Genomic DNA, 15,802 nt, shown 5'->3' with positions numbered 1-15,802 from the left:
TCTAGCCGCGGCGCAGCGCGAAATGCGCGCCGCAAAACGCCATCACGGCGCCAAGACATAGCGCGGCCAGCCCGGCGAGCACGCCCGAGACGGACGGGATCGGGCTCGGCGCCGCGGCCACCTGGCCCGCACCGGCAAGCAGCAGCACGCCGACCGCGATCAGGAATTGCCGCATCCGCTGCGGGATCTGCCCGGAGACGGCGCTCTGCATCAATGTCGCCGTGAAATAGCCGCCGGAGAAACCCACCGTGGCAATCAGCCACCAGGCGATCGCTGCGCCCGCGGGTATGAATTCATGCGAGTCGGAATGCCAGAGCCCGCCGAGGTCGAGCCCGTAGCGCGCACCCAGCATGTGCACCGCGAGCGCGAGCAGCACGCCGGAGATCACGGCGGCACCGAGAATCAGGCGGCGCGGAAAAAAGGTCGTCTCAGCCATGCCCCGCTTGTAGGATGGGCGAGGGCGATCGCGCAAGCCGATCGCAGGCAGGATTGCGCGGACGGGATTGATTGTGGGGATGCAGGTTTCGGGAGCGCAAGGCCCGTCGGTCACGAGCTACGCCTACAAGGCGTCGCTGATCGGCTCGGCGCATCGTTTCGAGCTGACGGACGAGGGCCTGTCCTGGCACATCGCCGGGCGCTCCGGCCTGTGGCGCTATGACGAGATCTCGGCGATCCGGCTGTCGTTTCGCCCGGTGTCGATGCAGCAGCACCGCTTTCGCGCCGATGTCAGCCACACCGGCGGCGGCCGCGTCAGGATCCTGTCGACGAGCTGGCAGACCGCGGCGCTGATGGCGCCGCAGGACAACGGTTTTCGCGATTTCATCATCGAACTGCACGCACGTATGGCGCAAGCCGGCAGCCGCGCCGAATTGACCGCAGGCCTCGGCCGCAAGACCTATGCGGCGGTGCTGGCCTTCCTGGCGGTGCTGACGGTGGCGATGACGGGGCTTCTGATCCGCGCGCTCATGATCGGGGAGTTCGCCGGCGCCCTGTTCATCATCGGCTTTGCCGCGCTGTTCGCCTGGCAGGTCGGCGGCTTCGTGCGGCGCAACCAGCCGCACAGCTACAGTTTCGATCGTGTGCCGAAGGCGTTGCTGCCTTAGGTGCAATCGGCCGCAATCAAACGTGACTTCGTGCTCCTGCGCCGGTGTCGCATCGTGCCGTCATGCCAACCATGGATCGCAACAGGCGCCAGCCTACAGCGGATGAGATCGTCGAAATCAACCGTACGCATCTGATCGATACGCCGCTGCGGCCGGCCGATCTGTTGTTCATGTTCGGCACCCGCGAGGACGTTGGCTTGCGCGCCGACACCGCCGCGAGGCTGTGGCGCGAGGGCCTTTTCCGCAGGTCGATTGTCAGCGGTGGTGTGACGCCGGGCTCGGAGCAATCTGAGTGCACCATCATCAAGGCAGCGATGGTCGAGGCCGGCATTCCTGCGGACCTCATCCTCGAGGAACATCGCGCGATGAACACCGGCGAGAACGTGACTTTCTCGCTGCCGATCATTGATGCGGCGCTGGGGCTGCAAGACATCCGGAGCGTGATCTGCCTCGGCAACACCTGGACGGCGCGCCGCTACCCGATGACGCTGCATCGGCACTGGCCTGAAGTCGAGAAGATGCTGCTCACCGTCGACAGCTTTGCGACACCGCGCGCGCTCTGGCACACCGATGTCGAGTTTCGCCGGCGTGTCCTGCACGAATGGGACAAGATCGAGCCGTACAAGGCGAAGGGCTTTATCGCGGAATGGCCGGCGGCCTGAGCGGCGAAGGGCCGGATCTTTGTCGCGACGCGTTTTCGAACCGGTATCACTTCGCTCGCAACGCTCTGGCTTACTCCGTCGAGTCGAAATCCTCTTCCTTGGTGCCGAGCAGCGACACGAGCGTGCGCAGGCCGGAATCGAGCTGCTCGAGCGAGGGCGGGGCGAGCGCGAGCCGCACCGCGTTCGGTGCATGTCCGTGCGCAATTGCAAACGTCGAGGATGGCGTCAGTGCGATGCCGCGCCGGGCTGCTGCGGCGACGAAGGTCTGCGAGCGCCAGTGCGGCGGCAGTGTCAGCCAGAGATGATAGGAGCGCGCGTCGGCCGCGATCTGGTAGCCGGCAAGCAGCCTTGCCGCGGTCTGCTGCCGGCGCGCAGCGTCGATCCGTTTCAGCCGTGTCAGCTCGGCGACGGTGCCGTCGGCCATCAGCCGCTGCCCGGACGCCAGCGCATGGCCCGAGGCGATCCAGCCGCCGGTCCGGACCGCGCTCATCACGCTCTCGCGCAGATGCGGCGGGGTCACGAGGATGCCGAGCGCGAGGCCCGGTGCGACCTTCTTGGACAGGCTGTCGATCACGATGCAACGGTCCGGCCCGAGCGCTGCCAGCGGCGTGTCGTCGGCGAGGAAGCCGTAGACGGCGTCCTCGATGATGGTGAGATCGAGCTTCTCGGCAACGCGCATGATGTCGGCGCGCCGCGTCGCGTTCATGGTGACGCCGAGCGGGTTCTGGATGATGGGCTGGAGATACAGCGCCGACAGATGCGCTTCGCGATGCGCTTTCTGGATCGCATCGGGCCGTGCACCGTATTCGTCCATCGGAATCGGGACCAGCGTCACGCCGAGCCGCGCCGCGATGCTCTTGACGTAAGGGTAGGTCAGCGCCTCGACGCCGCAGCGGCCGCCGGTGGGAACGAGGGCGGCGAGCGCGGCGGCGAGCGACTGCTTGCCGTTGGCGGTGAAGACGATCTGCTCGGCCTGCGGCGTGAAATCCTTGCGCGCGAGATAGGCGACGGCCGCATTGCGCGCGCTCTTGGTGCCGGTGCTGGTCGAGACGCGCAGGGCGGATTCGAGCGCGTCGACGCGCTCGAGCCCGGCAAGGCTCTTGGCGATCATCGCCCATTGCTGCGGCAATAACGGATAATTGACCTCGAAATCGATCCGCGCGTCGCGCGGCTCGCTCAACGCCTCGACCTCGCGCTTGATGTCGCCGGAGATGAACGTGCCGCGGCCGACCTCGCCGACGACGAGCCCGCGGCGAAGCAACTCCGTATAAACCCGGCTCGCGGTCGAGACCGCGATGCCGCGGTCATAGGCAAAGTTGCGCTGTGGCGGCAGCCGGTCGCCGGGCCTTAACGTGCCTTTAGTGATATCGGCCGCAATGGCATCGGCAAGCTTCACGTATTCGAACTTGGACATTATTGCACCGAGAGCAATGTTTTACTTGCTCCGAGTAGTGTACTGGAGCATTTAAGTTCCATCAAGTTCCGCGATTGAGCCGAGGAGAGCGAGAGCAATCCGATGGCAAATGAGGTGCAGGCGCTCACAGCGTCCGCGCCAACGGCACCTGCTTCGCTGCGCGGACAATAGGCCGGAGAAGAAAAATGACCACGATCTCGCAAACTGCCGGGCGGAGTTTACGCCCATCCTCGTCGGGCGGATTTTTCAGCACGCTCGCCAACGTCGCCCATGCGCTGTTCGACCGCCTGGAGCGCCGCTCTGCCGTCAAGACGCTGAACGAGCTCGACGACCACGCCTTGCGCGACATCGGGATCACGCGCAGCCAGATCGAGGACGCCGTCTACGGGCAGTTCAAGGCCGAGCTGACGCGGTATCTGTGAGTTTGTTCGGCCGCCACGCCCGCAAGTCCGGGCGTGGTGACAATGCCTCCGCGTCGTCATTGCGAGCGGAGCGAAGCAATCCAGACTGCCACCGCGGAAAGACTCTGGATTGCTTCGCTGCGCTCGCAATGACAGCGTTTGTTGTGGCGCTCAGTGCCTGACCACCAGCACCGAGCACTTGGCGTAGCGCACGACGTGCCCGGCGTTGGAGCCGAGGAAATAGGTGCGCATCGCCGGCCGGTGCGAGGTCATCACGATCAGGTCGGCCTTCATGTGCATGGCCTCCTCCAGGATCTCATGATAGATGCCGCCCTGTCGCACCACGCTGGAAATGCGCCCCGTCTCGATGCCTGACTCCCGCGCGACGATGGCGAGCGCTTCCTCGGAGGTCTGGCGCTGCTGCTCGTCGAAGTCGGCCGGGACGTATTCGGCGAGCATCACCGGCGTCATCGGCAGCACGTTGAGCAGTCGTATCGATCCGCTCCAGGTCTGCGACAGCGTTATCGCGGTCGCGAGCGCCGGCTTGGCCAGATCGGTGTCGGCGAGGTCGATGGGCACGAGGATGGACTTGAACATCTGCGCCTCCCAATTGACCAAGCTGGGATCAACCGGTCGAGACGGCGCGCCCCGCGCGTCTCAACCCGATCGAAGCAGCTTGGGGCTGACGAACAGCACCAGTTTGCCGCGGCGGTAGGCCACGTCACCCCAATCCTTGACGTCAAAGTCGAAGATCGCAAGCCCCGACGTGGGCAGATTGTGAGCGAGCGCCTTGGCGCCGGCCGGATCGCCGCCGCCCATCAGCATCAGCGCGGCCTCGTGCATGCCGGGATTGTGGCCCACCAGCAGCAACTGCTTCGGGTTGGCCGGAACGGTTGCAGTGCGAATGGATTCCAGGATCTGGGCGGGATCGGCGCCGTAGAGTTCGGGCAGGACCTCCACCTGCGGCGCTGCGACGCGGTCCTTCATCGTCTCCCAGGCAATGTCCCAGGTCTGCCGGGCCCGGACGGCGTGCGACACCAGCACGGCCTTGGGGAAGGGGGGATGGGTGGCGAGCCAATCCCCGATCTGTGCGGCATCCTTGTGGCCGCGGTCGTCGAGGCGACGATCCTGGTCACGGCCGCTCGGCGCGTCAGTCTCGGTCTTGGCGTGACGCAGCAACATCAAACGGCGCATGGCATTCTCGAATCGTTACGCGTCCAGAATAATCTACAGGCGCCGGTTGAGGACAAGGTGACAAGGGCCCGATCGGTCCTTTAAGGAAACGACATGAGCGAGACTTTCACAAGCGTGTCCCAGGAAGAAGCCGGCTTTCGTGAACGCACGCGACTGTCGTTTGATCTCGACGCCGACATCTGCGTGATCGGGGCCGGGCTTGCCGGGCTCTCCATCGCGCTGGAGGCAGCCCGGCTCGGAGCCAGCGTCGCGGTGCTCGAGGGCCGCCATATCGGCTGGAACGCCTCCGGAAACCAGCTTGGCACCGTGATGCCGGGCTTTGCGCTGCCGCTCGCCGATTTGATCGAGCGCATCGGCTTCGAGGACGCGCGCGAATTGTGGACGCTGGCGAAGGAGGGCGCCGAGTTCGTCCGGGCCAACGCCACCGAAGAGAACATGCCCGGCATTGGCCCGAGCGATGGCGTGTTGGAGGTCTCCAACGTCGATGCCGGCGACCGGCTGATCAGCCGGTTGCAGATGCTCCACGAGGATTTCGACACGGAGGTCGAGGGCTGGCAGGTGGATCGCGTCCGCGAGGCGCTCAAGACCGACCGTTACTTCCACGGCGTCTATTATCCCCGGGCATTCCAGCTCGACGGCCGCAAATATGTGCACGGCCTCGCAGCGCTGGCGCGGCGGGCGGGAGCGCGCATCTTCGAGGATACGCCGGTCGTCAGCATCGATCATTCCGGCATCCGCAAGCGCATCGTCACGCCCTCGGCGCGGCTGCGCGCCACCCACATCGTGCTGGCCGGCAACATCCACCTCGGCGCGCCCTTGAGGCGCCTGTCGGAGACGCTGCTGCCGGTCTGGCGCTATGCCGGGATTACCGCGCCGCTCGGCGAACGCGTGCACGAGATCGTGGCGTTCAAGGGATCGGTGATGGATTCCGACGGGGTCGACCATTTCCGTGTCGTCGACGGTGACCGCCTGATGTGGGAAAGCCCCGAGACCACCTGGGCCGCGCGTCCGCAGCGCTTTGCGGGCGCGGTCAGGCGGCGGATCAGATCGATTTTCCCCCAGTTCGGCGATGTCGAGATCACCGACATGTTCGGCGGCGCCACCGGCCAGACCGTGCACGGCATGCCGCAGATCGGCCAGTTGCGCAAAGGCCTGTGGGTGGCGAGCGGGTTCGGCCGCCAGGGCATGAACACCTCGGCCATGGCCGGGCAGCTGATCGCGCGCAGCATTTTGTGGGGCGACGAGCGCTGGAAGCTGTTCTCGCCGTTCGAGCTGGTCTGGGCGGGCGGCACGACCGGAAGGGTCGCGGGCCAATTGGTGGGAGTCTGGGGCAGGGCGAGTTCCGCCGCCGCAGGCTCGCTCGCCCGCTACCGCGAGCGGGCCCGCGTCAAGGACCGGGAACGCGAGGCGCGCCTCGCCGAGGCCAACCGGGCCGCCGGCACCGGTCCGCGCCGTCCGCCGCCGGGCGTCCGGCCGCGGCCGGCCCCTCCGCCGAAACCTGCGGCTGAGGGCGTGGAACCGGTTCCGCAGGGCGACGTCGTCTCGCAATAAGTTGAGAAAAACCCCGGCCGGACGTGTAACGTCGGCCGTTAGAGCCCGTATCTCAGGGCGTGGACTCCCCGCGCACGGAGAATGAGATGTTTGATCGCCGCATCCTGCTGACGACTGTTGCCGGCCTGTTCGGCCTTTCGGCCTTCCGCTGGCTGAGAGGAACGCCAGCCGAGGCTGGAGAGAAGGCCACGCAAAAATTCGAGATCGAGAAGACGGACGCCGAGTGGCGCGCCCAGCTCACGCCGCAGCAATATGAAATCCTCCGTAAGGAGGGCACCGAGAGGCCAGGCTCCAGCCCGCTGCTCAAGGAACACCGCAAGGGCATCTTCGCCTGCGCCGGCTGCGACCTGCCGCTGTTCGCATCCGACACCAAGTTCGAGAGCGGCACGGGTTGGCCGAGCTTCTACCAGCCGATCGAAGGCAATGTCGGCAAGACGGAGGACCGTACCTTCGGCATGGTGCGCACCGAAGTGCATTGCCGGCGCTGCGGCGGCCATCTCGGCCACGTCTTCGACGACGGTCCGAAGCCGACCGGATTGCGCTATTGCATCGACGGTTTCGGGCTGGTCTTCCACCCGGCCGCCGCGTCGGCAACGTAGGTCTCGCTGGAGACATTCCGGAGCGATGCGTGAGCATCGAATCCGGAATCTCGAGCTTCTCAGGTGCGCAATTGCGCACCTGAGTTCGGTGCTGCGGGCCGCCCCGGAATGACCCGATGCCCCGGCAATTGTTGCCGGCCCGGCAATTGTGCCCCGGTCATCGGACCGGGGCCTTCCCATTCAAGTCATTGATTTCCTGAGAATACCCGCATTGGCATAGCCCTTGCGACTGTCTCTTCCGACTGCGGCCATGGTCGACCGGCCGCCGAGATCGGATCTGGAGACAAAGTTATGGGTATCTTCGATGCAATGAACACCTCGGTGGGTGGCCTGCAGGCGCAGTCCTACGCGCTGCAGAACATTTCAGGCAACATCGCGAACTCATCCACCACCGGTTACAAGGGCATCGGCACCAGCTTCGTCGATCTCATTCCCGACGCCTCGGTGCCGAGCAAGCAGGTCGCAGGCGGCGTGACGGCCAACGCCAAGGCGACCATCACCACCCAAGGTACGATCTCGTCCTCCTCCGTCGCGACCAACATGGCGATCACCGGCGACGGCTTCTTCTCGATCCAGAAGGCGACTAACGTCGTCGACAACTTGCCGCAGTTCAGCGGCGTCACCTACTACACCCGCCGCGGCGACTTCCAGCTCAATTCCAACGGCAATCTCGTCAATGGCGCCGGCTACTACCTGATGGGCGTCACGGTCGACCCCAAGACCGGCAACCCGACCGGCAATGTGGCGTCCGTCCTGAAATTCCAGAACAACTTCATCCCGGCACAGGCGACAACCGCGATCCAGTACGCCGCGAACCTGCCGAGCGTGCCGAACACGGGGGCGAGCTCGACCGCGGCGAGCGGCACGCTGCTGGCGGCCGGCGGCCTGAACCCGTCCGATTTCGCCGCCAACCCGCTGATCGTCGGCACGCCGCCGCCGCCCTATTCGAATGCGACGGTCTCCGGCGCGGCGGCTACCGGCAATCTGCGCTCGGCCTATACGGCGACGACCGCGACTGGCTCGGTGGCACTGCTGGACAGCGCTTCGGCGGTGGCAACTGGCAGCACGTCTCTCGATGCGGGCTTGGCCACGCATCTCAACACCAGCCTTCTCACCAACCTGGCCGGCAAGTCGTTGACGGTCAACGGCCAAACAATCAACTTCGATAACACCGTCTCGGGCGTTTCGACGGTTGCGGGCCCCCCGGCGGTCACTACGATTGGTCTGAAGTCGCCCACCAGCGCACTGATGTCGGATGTCCTCAGCGCGATCGCGTCTGGAGCCGGCGTTCCCGCCTCCAGCGTGACTATGAATGCCAGCGGCAACATCCAGATCACGACCAGCACCACGGCCGACGTGACGATCGGCGGCACTGCGGCAGGATTGCTCGGCGTCAGCAGCGTGACGCGCGGCGGTAACGTGCTGTCCACTCCCGCGATTACGAGTGGTACACAGCTCGGCGGCACCGCGACGCCCGGCGGGGCGGAAGTCCTCTCGACGCCCTTCGTGGTCGGCAACACGATCCAGGTCAACGGCACGGGAGCTGCCAATACGATCACCTTCGTGGCCTCCGGCGCTACCCCTCCGAACCAGATCAACATCACCGACTCCATAGCGACTCTGCTCAGCCAGATCGACACGCTCAGCGGTGCGAGCGGCTCTTCGATCAGCAACGGCGTGATCACCCTGAATACCGGTATCGCCAATCCCACCTTGACGGTGACGAGCCCCAACAACAGCAGCGCCTTCGCCGCGCTCGGCTTCACGTCGTCCATCTCCAAGAACCGCGGCGGTGGCGGCACTGCCGGCACCGGCGGCGTGATCGGCAACGACATCGCCACGTTCACCAAGGAATCGATCAGCGGCGGTGCGGTCACCGCCTACAACGCCGCGGGCACGCCGGTGAACCTGCAGCTGCGTTGGGCCAAGACCGACAGCGCCTCGCTGGGCACCGGCCATTCCGACACCTGGAACCTGTTCTACCAGACCGATCCGAATGCGACCGGCACGACGGTCGGCTGGGTCAACACCGGGCAGGCCTTCACCTTTGCCAGCGACGGCTCGCTGACCTCGCCGAGCGGATCGGGCATCACCATCAACAACGTCAGCGTCGGCGGCCAGTCGCTCGGCTCGGTCGCCTTCAACATGTCCTCGGGCGGGCTGACGCAATATGCCAGCACCAGCGGCGCGGTGACGATCAACACCATCACGCAGAACGGCTACGCCGCCGGTCAGCTCCGCTCGGTCGCCGTCAACAACAGCGGCCTCGTGGTCGGCACCTTCTCCAACGGCCAGAACCTCAACCTCGCCCAGGTGACGCTGTCGCACTTCAACGGCACCAATTACCTCAAGGCCCTCGACGGCGGCGCCTACGCCGCGACCGAACAGTCGGGCACAGCGATCGACGGCGCGTCGGGCAGCATCAGCGGCTCGTCGCTGGAAGGCTCGAACACCGACATCGCCGACGAATTCACCAAGCTGATCGTGACCCAGCAGGCCTATTCGGCCAACACCAAGGTGATCACGACAGCGAATTCGATGGTGCAGGATCTCTTGAACGTGTTGCGCTGATCGGCGCGTGACGTAACCAAAGGCGGCTAGTGATATGGGTTTGAGTTCAGCCCTCGCCAGTGCGATGAGCGGTCTGCGTGCCAACCAGGCCGCGCTCTCGATCGTCTCCTCGAACGTCGCCAACTCGCAGACGCCGGGTTACGTCGTCCAGAGGCCGAACCAGATCGAGGTCACCACCGGCGATTTCGGCTCGACGGCGATGACGACCGGCGTCAGCCGGGAGCTCGACACCTTTGTGCAGAACCAGCTGCGCACCGAGACCGGCGGCAGCGGTTACGCCGACCAGATGGCCAACATCCTGAAGCAGCTTCAGAGTGTCTACGGCACGCCCGGCAACAGCGGCACGCTCGAAACCGCGCTGAACAAATTCACCACGGCGTTGCAGGCGCTGTCGACCAGCGCCGGCTCGTCGTCGGCGCAGACGGTTGCCCTCGGCGCGGCGCAGGCGTTGGCGAAGCAGCTCAACGTCACCACCAACGGCATCCAGTCGCTGCGCTCCAACGTCGAGCAGGATCTCGGCACCTCGGCACAGCAGGCCAACGCGGCGATGCAGCAGGTCGCCGACATCAACACCAAGCTTCAGGGCTTGTCGGCAAACGACCCGTCCGCCGCGACGCTGATGGACCAGCGCGACCAGGCCATCAACACGCTGTCGAAATATGTCGACGTTCGCGTCACCACCGACGGTTCGAACCAGGCCAATATCTACACCACGACAGGCATCCAGCTCGTCGGCGCCGGGCTCGCCTCGCAATTCACCTTTGCCTCCGCCGGCGCGCTGTCGGCGACCTCGCTCTACAACGCCGACCCGGCCAAGTCGGGCGTCGGTGCGCTCAACATCAAGCTGCCGAACGGCTCGCAGCTCGACGTCGTCGCCAACAACGTGGTCTCCTCCGGCCAGATCGCGGCTGATCTCAAGCTGCGCGACCAGACGCTGGTGCAGGCGCAGGACCAGATCGACCAGCTCGCCGCGACGATGTCGAGCGCGCTGTCGGACAAGACCACGGCCGGCAGCACGGTCTCAGGCCCGCCGGCCGGATTTGATCTCGACCTTGCCGGTGCGCAGCCGGGCAATACGGTCAACATCACCTACAAAGACACGGCGACCAACACCCAGCGCCAGATCACGCTCGTCAACGTGACCGACCCGGCGGCGCTGTCGCTCCAGAACGCCACCAATGCCAACCCGATGCGGGTGGGCGTCAATTTCTCCGGCGGCATGAATGCGATCGCCGCTGCGCTCAACACCGCGCTCTCAGGCTCGCACCTGACGTTCTCCGCCGCTCCGTCGCCGGCGACGGCCACGACGCTGCGGGTGACCGATGACAATACCGGCCTTGCCAACGTCAATTCCGCCTCGACCACCAAGACGATCTCGTCGCTGACCTCGGGCAGCCCGCAGCTGGCGGTGTTCACCGACGGCGGGCAGGCGCTCTACACCGGTGCGATCACCGCGTCGGGCTCGCAGATGACCGGCCTTGCCGGGCGCATCGCCGTGAACACGCAGCTGGTCAGCGATCCCACGAGGCTGTCCGTCTACAACACCTCGCCGGTGACGCCCGCCGGCGATACCACGCGCTCGGACTATCTCTATTCGCAGCTCACCAATGCGGTGTTTTCCTATTCGCCGACGACCGGCCTCGGCTCGGCGAACCAGCCCTTCACCGGCAGCGTCTCGAACTACCTCCAGCAGTTCCTGAGCGTCCAGGCCAACGCCTCGACCCAGGCCACCCAGCTCCAGCAGGGCCAGAGCGTCGTGGTCTCGACGCTCCAGGCCAAGTTCGACTCGACCTCCAGCGTCAATCTGGACTCGGAGATGTCGAACCTGATCCAGCTTCAGAATGCCTATGCCGCCAACGCCCACGTCATGTCGGTGGTGCAGAGCATGATGAACACGTTGATCCAGGCTCAAGTGTAACCAGTACAGGGTTCTGAAAGATGTCGATCAGCAGCATCAACTACTCTTCGTCGGTCCTCGGCGCGCAGATCCGCAACATCAATCAGCAGCTTACCGACCTGTCGACGCAGCTCGCAACCGGCAAGCTGTCGCAGAACTATTCCGGGATGGGCACCAACGAGGGCTTTGCGATCGCCGGGCGTTCGCAGCTCTCCAACATCGCCGCCTATACCGACACGATCACGAACGTGAACGTGAACATCAACCTCGCCAATACCGCGCTCCAGTCGCTCACGACGATCCGCAACACGGTGCAGACCGGCTCCGCAAGCACCGCGCAGGATCTCAACGTCAACGGACAGACCGTCGCGCAGAACACGGCCGCTTCGCAGTTCGGCTCGATGGTCGGTGTTCTCAACACGCAGTCGGGCAACCGCTATCTGTTCTCCGGGACGGCGTTCAACACGCAGTCGGTTGCCAATGCCGGCGACATCATCAACGGCACGACCACGCAGGCGGGCTTCAAGACCGTCATGGCGGAACGCCAGGCCGCCGACCTCGGTGCCAACGGCATGGGACGGCTGGTGCAGACGCAGCCGACGCCGAGCTCGGTGCGGGTATCCGAGGACGTCGCCGGATCGCCGTTCGGAATGAAGATCGCGGCGGTGTCCTCGACGCTGACGGGTGCGACGGTCACCGGCCCGAGCGGCTCGCCGGTGTCGTTCTCGGTCGATCTCAACGGCCTCAACCCGAACGACGGCGACAAGCTGAGCGTCCAGTTCACGCTGCCGGACGGCACCACCGGGCAGGTCGACCTGACCGCGTCCTCGGCCACGCCGACGCCGATCGGCAGCTTCGCGATTGACGCGACGACTCCCGGCAACACCGCCACGAATCTTAACACGGCATTGAACACCGCGATCACGAAGCTCGCCAACACCTCGCTTGTCGCGGCATCCGCGATCACGGCCGGCGACAATTTCTTCAACACCGCAAGCTCCGCGATCGGTGCGCCCGCCAACAACCAGGCGGCGCCGCCGGCGCCGGTCAGCGGAGCAACGGCGCTGTCCGGCGCGAGCCCCTCGAATTCGATCTCGCCGGGCTTCGCCGCCGGCGACACCATCACCGTGAACGGCACCACGCTCACCTTCGTCAATTCGGGCGCGACCGGCAACCAGCTCAATGTCGGCGACAGCATCCAGACGCTGATGAGCAAGATCGACCAGATCACGGGCACGTCGAAGCCTTCAACCGTGCATGGCGGCTCGATCACGATCAACACGGACGACGCGGCGAGCCTCAACATCACGACCTCGAACTCGGGCGCACTCAACGCGCTCGGTTTCGGCTCGACGCCGGTCACCGCGACGCAGCCGCCATTGCGCGTCGGTTCTTCACCGGCGAGTTCGGCGACGACGCTGGTCAACGGCTCGGCCAATACCGTGAAATGGTACACCGGCAATGACGGGCCCGGCTCGCCGCGCTCCACGGCGATGGCGCGGGTCGATGATTCAGTCACGGTGCAATATGGCGCGCAGGCCAACGAGGACGCGATCCGCCAGCAATTGCAGGCGATCGCCGTGTTCGGGACGTTCTCGACCTCGCCGACCAGCCAGTATGCGGGCGGGCAGGTCTCCGCGCTGAGCCTGCGGGTGACGCAGTCGCTGACGAAGCAGCCCGGCCAGCAGCACATCGAGGACATCCAGACGGACCTCGCGATGGCCCAGAACACGATGAAGGACGCAGGCACGCGCCAGACCCAGGCCAAGGCGCAGCTCCAGTCCATCATCGACCAGGCGGAATCGGCCTCGCCGGATCAGGTGGCGAGCGAGCTCCTGTCGCTCCAGAATGCGCTTCAAGCGTCCTACCAGGTTACCTCGAAACTCGCCCAGCTGTCGCTCGTCAAGTTCCTGTAACGGCGCATTAAGACGCCGTTAACCATGCCTCTTTACCTTTTGGTGAGGAGTTGAGCGGGGCGGGGGCCGTCGATGTCGGACAAGATGCAGCTGGTGGTGGCCACGCCGTGCTTCGGCGGGCAGGTCTCGAGCATCTATGCGAGCTCGATCTTCGCGCTCCAGCGCGCCGTGCACGGCATGTCCAATCTCGAGCTCAAGGTGCTCTTGCGCGACGGCGATGCGCTGATCACGCGCGCGCGGGCCAATCTGGCCGCGATGTTCCTCGACGATCCAAAGGCGACCCATTTCCTGTTCATCGATGCCGACATCGGCTTCAAGCCCGAGCAGGTGTTCAGGCTGATCGAATGCGGCGCGGATGTCGTCGCCGGCTGTTATCCGATCAAGCGGGTCAACTGGGACAAGGCGAGGCGGGCGATCGAGTCCGGCCGCGCGGATGTGCCGGCGGCCGCGCTCGATTATGTGCTCGAGATCGAGGATCCCGACCGCATCGTGGTGGTCAACGGTTTTACCCGCGTGCGCTACGCCGGCACCGGCTTCCTGATGATCCGCCGCCACGTGCTGGAGGCGATGTGCCGCCACCCCAACTATGCCGGCCTGCAATTCTTCCGCGAGCACTCGCACGACACGCTGGCGATGAGCCAGAACCGCTTCGCGCTGTTCGAATGCATGATCGATCCGGCGACGGGGACTTATCTTTCCGAGGACTTCGCCTTCTGCAAGCGCTGGACCGACATCGGCGGCGAGATCTGGGCCGACATCGAGAGCTCGCTGGATCACGTCGGGCCGTCGGTGTTCCACGGCGACATCGCCTCGCAATTCGCAGCCGCGCCCGCGGCAGCTGCCGATGCGGCGTGAGCCTTCCGGGATGAGCGCCGGCGCATCCGGTCTGTCAGTCCCCGAGCGCACATTCGACGGCGGCTCGCGCTACCGCCTGCGCGATCTCTTCACACCATTGGACACGCTGCTCGTCTCCGGCGGAGATCCGCGGCTGGCGCTCGACGCTGGGGATCGCGTCAACGCTTATGGCTGTGCGGCCTCGCCGGAACCGGAGATCTGGAATTTCGCTTCCTCGACGGCATCGACGATCTCGCAATCCGCCTATGACCGCGCCGCGCTGGCGCGCGAAGAGCTGATGCACAGGTGCCTGTTCGACGAGGTCGAGATCGCCTTCGATGCGCGCTGCGAGGACATGCGCGAGGAGTTGCGCGGCCATCTCCAGCTCTCGCCGCGCGTCGACGTCGTGTTCTCGCCGTCCGGGACGGATTCTCAGCTCCACGCCCTGTTCCTGGCGCGTGCGGTGCTCGGCGCCCCGCCAGTGACGATCGTGGTCGGCGCCGACCAGACCGGTAGCGGCACGGCCCAGACCGCGCGCGGTCACCATTTCAGCTCCATGACGACGAGCGGCCTTGCCGTGCGCAAGGACGGCGCGGTTGCCGGACTCGCCGGCGCCAGCGTGACGTTGCCGCTGCTTCGCGCCGGGCCCGGGATCGCGATGCGCGCCGACACCGATGCCGCGGTGCTGGGGGCGATCGAGGCGACGATCGCGCAAGGTGCGCCCGTGCTGCTTCAGATCATGGATTCCTCGAAGCTCGGCTGGCGCGCGCCGAGCGTGGCGTGTCTTGACGAGATCGCGCGGCGCTGGCCGCGCAAGGTTCAGGTCGTCGTCGACGCCTGCCAGGCGCGGCTCGGCCGCCGCCGGCTGCGCTCCTATCTCGACCGCGGCTATATGGTGCTGATCACCGGCTCGAAATTCTTCGGTGGCCCTGCCTTCAGCGGCGCGCTGCTGGTGCCGAAGGGGTTTTCGCGGTCGCTCGACCGGATTGAGGGGATTGCGCCGGGCTTCTTCGACTATGCCGGCCGCTGCGATTGGCCGATGGCCTGGACGGCGCTGCGCTCACGCTTCGAGCGCCGGCCGAATTTCGGACAATGGCTGCGCTGGGAGGCGGCGCTTGCGGAGATCGGCAGCTACTACGCCGTGCCCGGAGCTTTCCGCGTCAGGGCGCTGGCCGAGCTTGCCGCCGGCATCGACAGCATGATCGCGCTGTCGCCGTCGCTTCAACCCATTCCAACGGCGACCGAGAAGACTGCCGGGGACGACGAGGAGTTCGCGGACGCCACGATCTTTCCGTTCATGCTGCTGCGCGACGGCAAGCCGGTCTCGATGGCCGAGACCGGCGCCGTCCATCGGGCGCTGCGGCGTGACATGAACAACGAAATTAGCGGCAGCGCGGCGGACCGGCAGATCGCCGTCCAGCGCAGCCTGATCGGCCAGCCGGTCCGGCTGGAGCGGCAGGACGATGCGCCGCAAGCCGTGCTGCGCCTCTGCGTCGGCGCCCGGCTCGTGACCGAGGCCTGGTCGCCGGATATGGCGCAGGCGCAACGCAATGTGCAGCACCTGCTCGATCGCATCGCCCATGTCCTGGTGAAGATCGAGCTGCTGCTTGACCGCGGCGCAGCCGCAACCGCGCCGGAAAAATCCGCCTTCGAGGTATGA

14 protein-coding genes are annotated in these 15,802 nt (G+C 65.8%); 10 read left to right on the top strand and 4 right to left on the bottom strand.

The window, feature by feature from the left end:
- Position 1: 1 nt before the first annotated feature.
- Positions 2 to 436 carry a hypothetical protein gene (locus tag AC0L3X_RS32905; protein WP_063982253.1) on the bottom strand — a complete coding sequence of 145 codons (435 nt, stop codon included), beginning with the start codon at positions 434 to 436 and terminating at the stop codon, positions 2 to 4.
- A gap of 79 nt (positions 437 to 515) precedes the next feature.
- On the opposite strand from AC0L3X_RS32905, the gene AC0L3X_RS32900 reads away from it, so the two are divergent.
- Together AC0L3X_RS32900 and AC0L3X_RS32895 are read left to right on the top strand one after the other, a co-directional pair.
- Positions 516 to 1,103 (top strand): hypothetical protein, encoded by a 588-nt coding sequence (locus AC0L3X_RS32900; RefSeq protein WP_063982254.1) that lies wholly within the window; start codon positions 516 to 518, stop codon positions 1,101 to 1,103.
- Positions 1,104 to 1,165: 62 nt separating this feature from the next.
- A complete protein-coding gene (locus tag AC0L3X_RS32895) occupies positions 1,166 to 1,765 on the top strand; it encodes a YdcF family protein (RefSeq protein ID WP_354076062.1) in 600 nt (199 codons plus the stop codon).
- A gap of 70 nt (positions 1,766 to 1,835) precedes the next feature.
- Here the strand turns inward: AC0L3X_RS32895 and AC0L3X_RS32890 are convergent, their stop codons facing one another.
- Positions 1,836 to 3,179 carry an aminotransferase-like domain-containing protein gene (locus AC0L3X_RS32890; protein ID WP_014493975.1) on the bottom strand — a complete coding sequence of 448 codons (1,344 nt, stop codon included), beginning with the start codon at positions 3,177 to 3,179 and terminating at the stop codon, positions 1,836 to 1,838.
- Positions 3,180 to 3,364: 185 nt separating this feature from the next.
- On the opposite strand from AC0L3X_RS32890, the gene AC0L3X_RS32885 reads away from it, so the two are divergent.
- Positions 3,365 to 3,601 carry a DUF1127 domain-containing protein gene (locus tag AC0L3X_RS32885; protein ID WP_071912174.1) on the top strand — a complete coding sequence of 79 codons (237 nt, stop codon included), beginning with the start codon at positions 3,365 to 3,367 and terminating at the stop codon, positions 3,599 to 3,601.
- Between the two features lie 150 nt (positions 3,602 to 3,751).
- Here AC0L3X_RS32885 and AC0L3X_RS32880 read toward each other — a convergent pair whose 3' ends face one another.
- Together AC0L3X_RS32880 and AC0L3X_RS32875 are read right to left on the bottom strand one after the other, a co-directional pair.
- Complete coding sequence (locus tag AC0L3X_RS32880; RefSeq protein ID WP_071917342.1) at positions 3,752 to 4,177, bottom strand: universal stress protein; 426 nt, start codon at positions 4,175 to 4,177, stop codon at positions 3,752 to 3,754.
- Between the two features lie 60 nt (positions 4,178 to 4,237).
- A complete protein-coding gene (locus AC0L3X_RS32875) occupies positions 4,238 to 4,774 on the bottom strand; it encodes a SixA phosphatase family protein (protein ID WP_038956013.1) in 537 nt (178 codons plus the stop codon).
- A gap of 93 nt (positions 4,775 to 4,867) precedes the next feature.
- Here AC0L3X_RS32875 and AC0L3X_RS32870 point away from each other — a divergent pair, with 93 nt between their 5' ends.
- From AC0L3X_RS32870 to AC0L3X_RS32840, 7 genes are all read left to right on the top strand, one after another.
- On the top strand, positions 4,868 to 6,325 hold the full coding sequence (locus AC0L3X_RS32870; RefSeq protein WP_354099785.1) for an NAD(P)/FAD-dependent oxidoreductase: 1,458 nt from the start codon (positions 4,868 to 4,870) through the stop codon (positions 6,323 to 6,325).
- Positions 6,326 to 6,411: 86 nt separating this feature from the next.
- Entirely contained in the window at positions 6,412 to 6,924 is a 513-nt protein-coding gene (msrB, locus tag AC0L3X_RS32865; protein ID WP_283017050.1) for a peptide-methionine (R)-S-oxide reductase MsrB, read from the top strand.
- A 291-nt stretch (positions 6,925 to 7,215) separates the two neighbouring features.
- Positions 7,216 to 9,495, top strand: coding sequence for a flagellar hook-basal body complex protein (locus AC0L3X_RS32860; protein ID WP_354076071.1), 2,280 nt, complete (start codon positions 7,216 to 7,218; stop codon positions 9,493 to 9,495).
- A gap of 34 nt (positions 9,496 to 9,529) precedes the next feature.
- Positions 9,530 to 11,413 (top strand): flagellar hook-associated protein FlgK, encoded by a 1,884-nt coding sequence (gene flgK / locus AC0L3X_RS32855; RefSeq protein ID WP_354131387.1) that lies wholly within the window; start codon positions 9,530 to 9,532, stop codon positions 11,411 to 11,413.
- 20 nt (positions 11,414 to 11,433) lie between these two features.
- Positions 11,434 to 13,308: a flagellar protein gene (locus tag AC0L3X_RS32850; protein ID WP_354131388.1), complete on the top strand. Its 1,875-nt coding sequence runs from the start codon at positions 11,434 to 11,436 to the stop codon at positions 13,306 to 13,308.
- 72 nt (positions 13,309 to 13,380) lie between these two features.
- Positions 13,381 to 14,163 (top strand): methylenetetrahydrofolate reductase, encoded by a 783-nt coding sequence (locus AC0L3X_RS32845; RefSeq protein ID WP_354076076.1) that lies wholly within the window; start codon positions 13,381 to 13,383, stop codon positions 14,161 to 14,163.
- Positions 14,153 to 15,802: a hypothetical protein gene (locus tag AC0L3X_RS32840; RefSeq protein ID WP_354131389.1), complete on the top strand. Its 1,650-nt coding sequence runs from the start codon at positions 14,153 to 14,155 to the stop codon at positions 15,800 to 15,802. The genes AC0L3X_RS32845 and AC0L3X_RS32840 overlap by 11 nt, the downstream gene beginning before the upstream one ends.

Source organism: Bradyrhizobium sp. MI1.7, from assembly GCF_055811795.1.
Note: the sequence above shows the minus strand (reverse complement) of the source record. Positions and strands in the feature narration are given on the sequence as shown.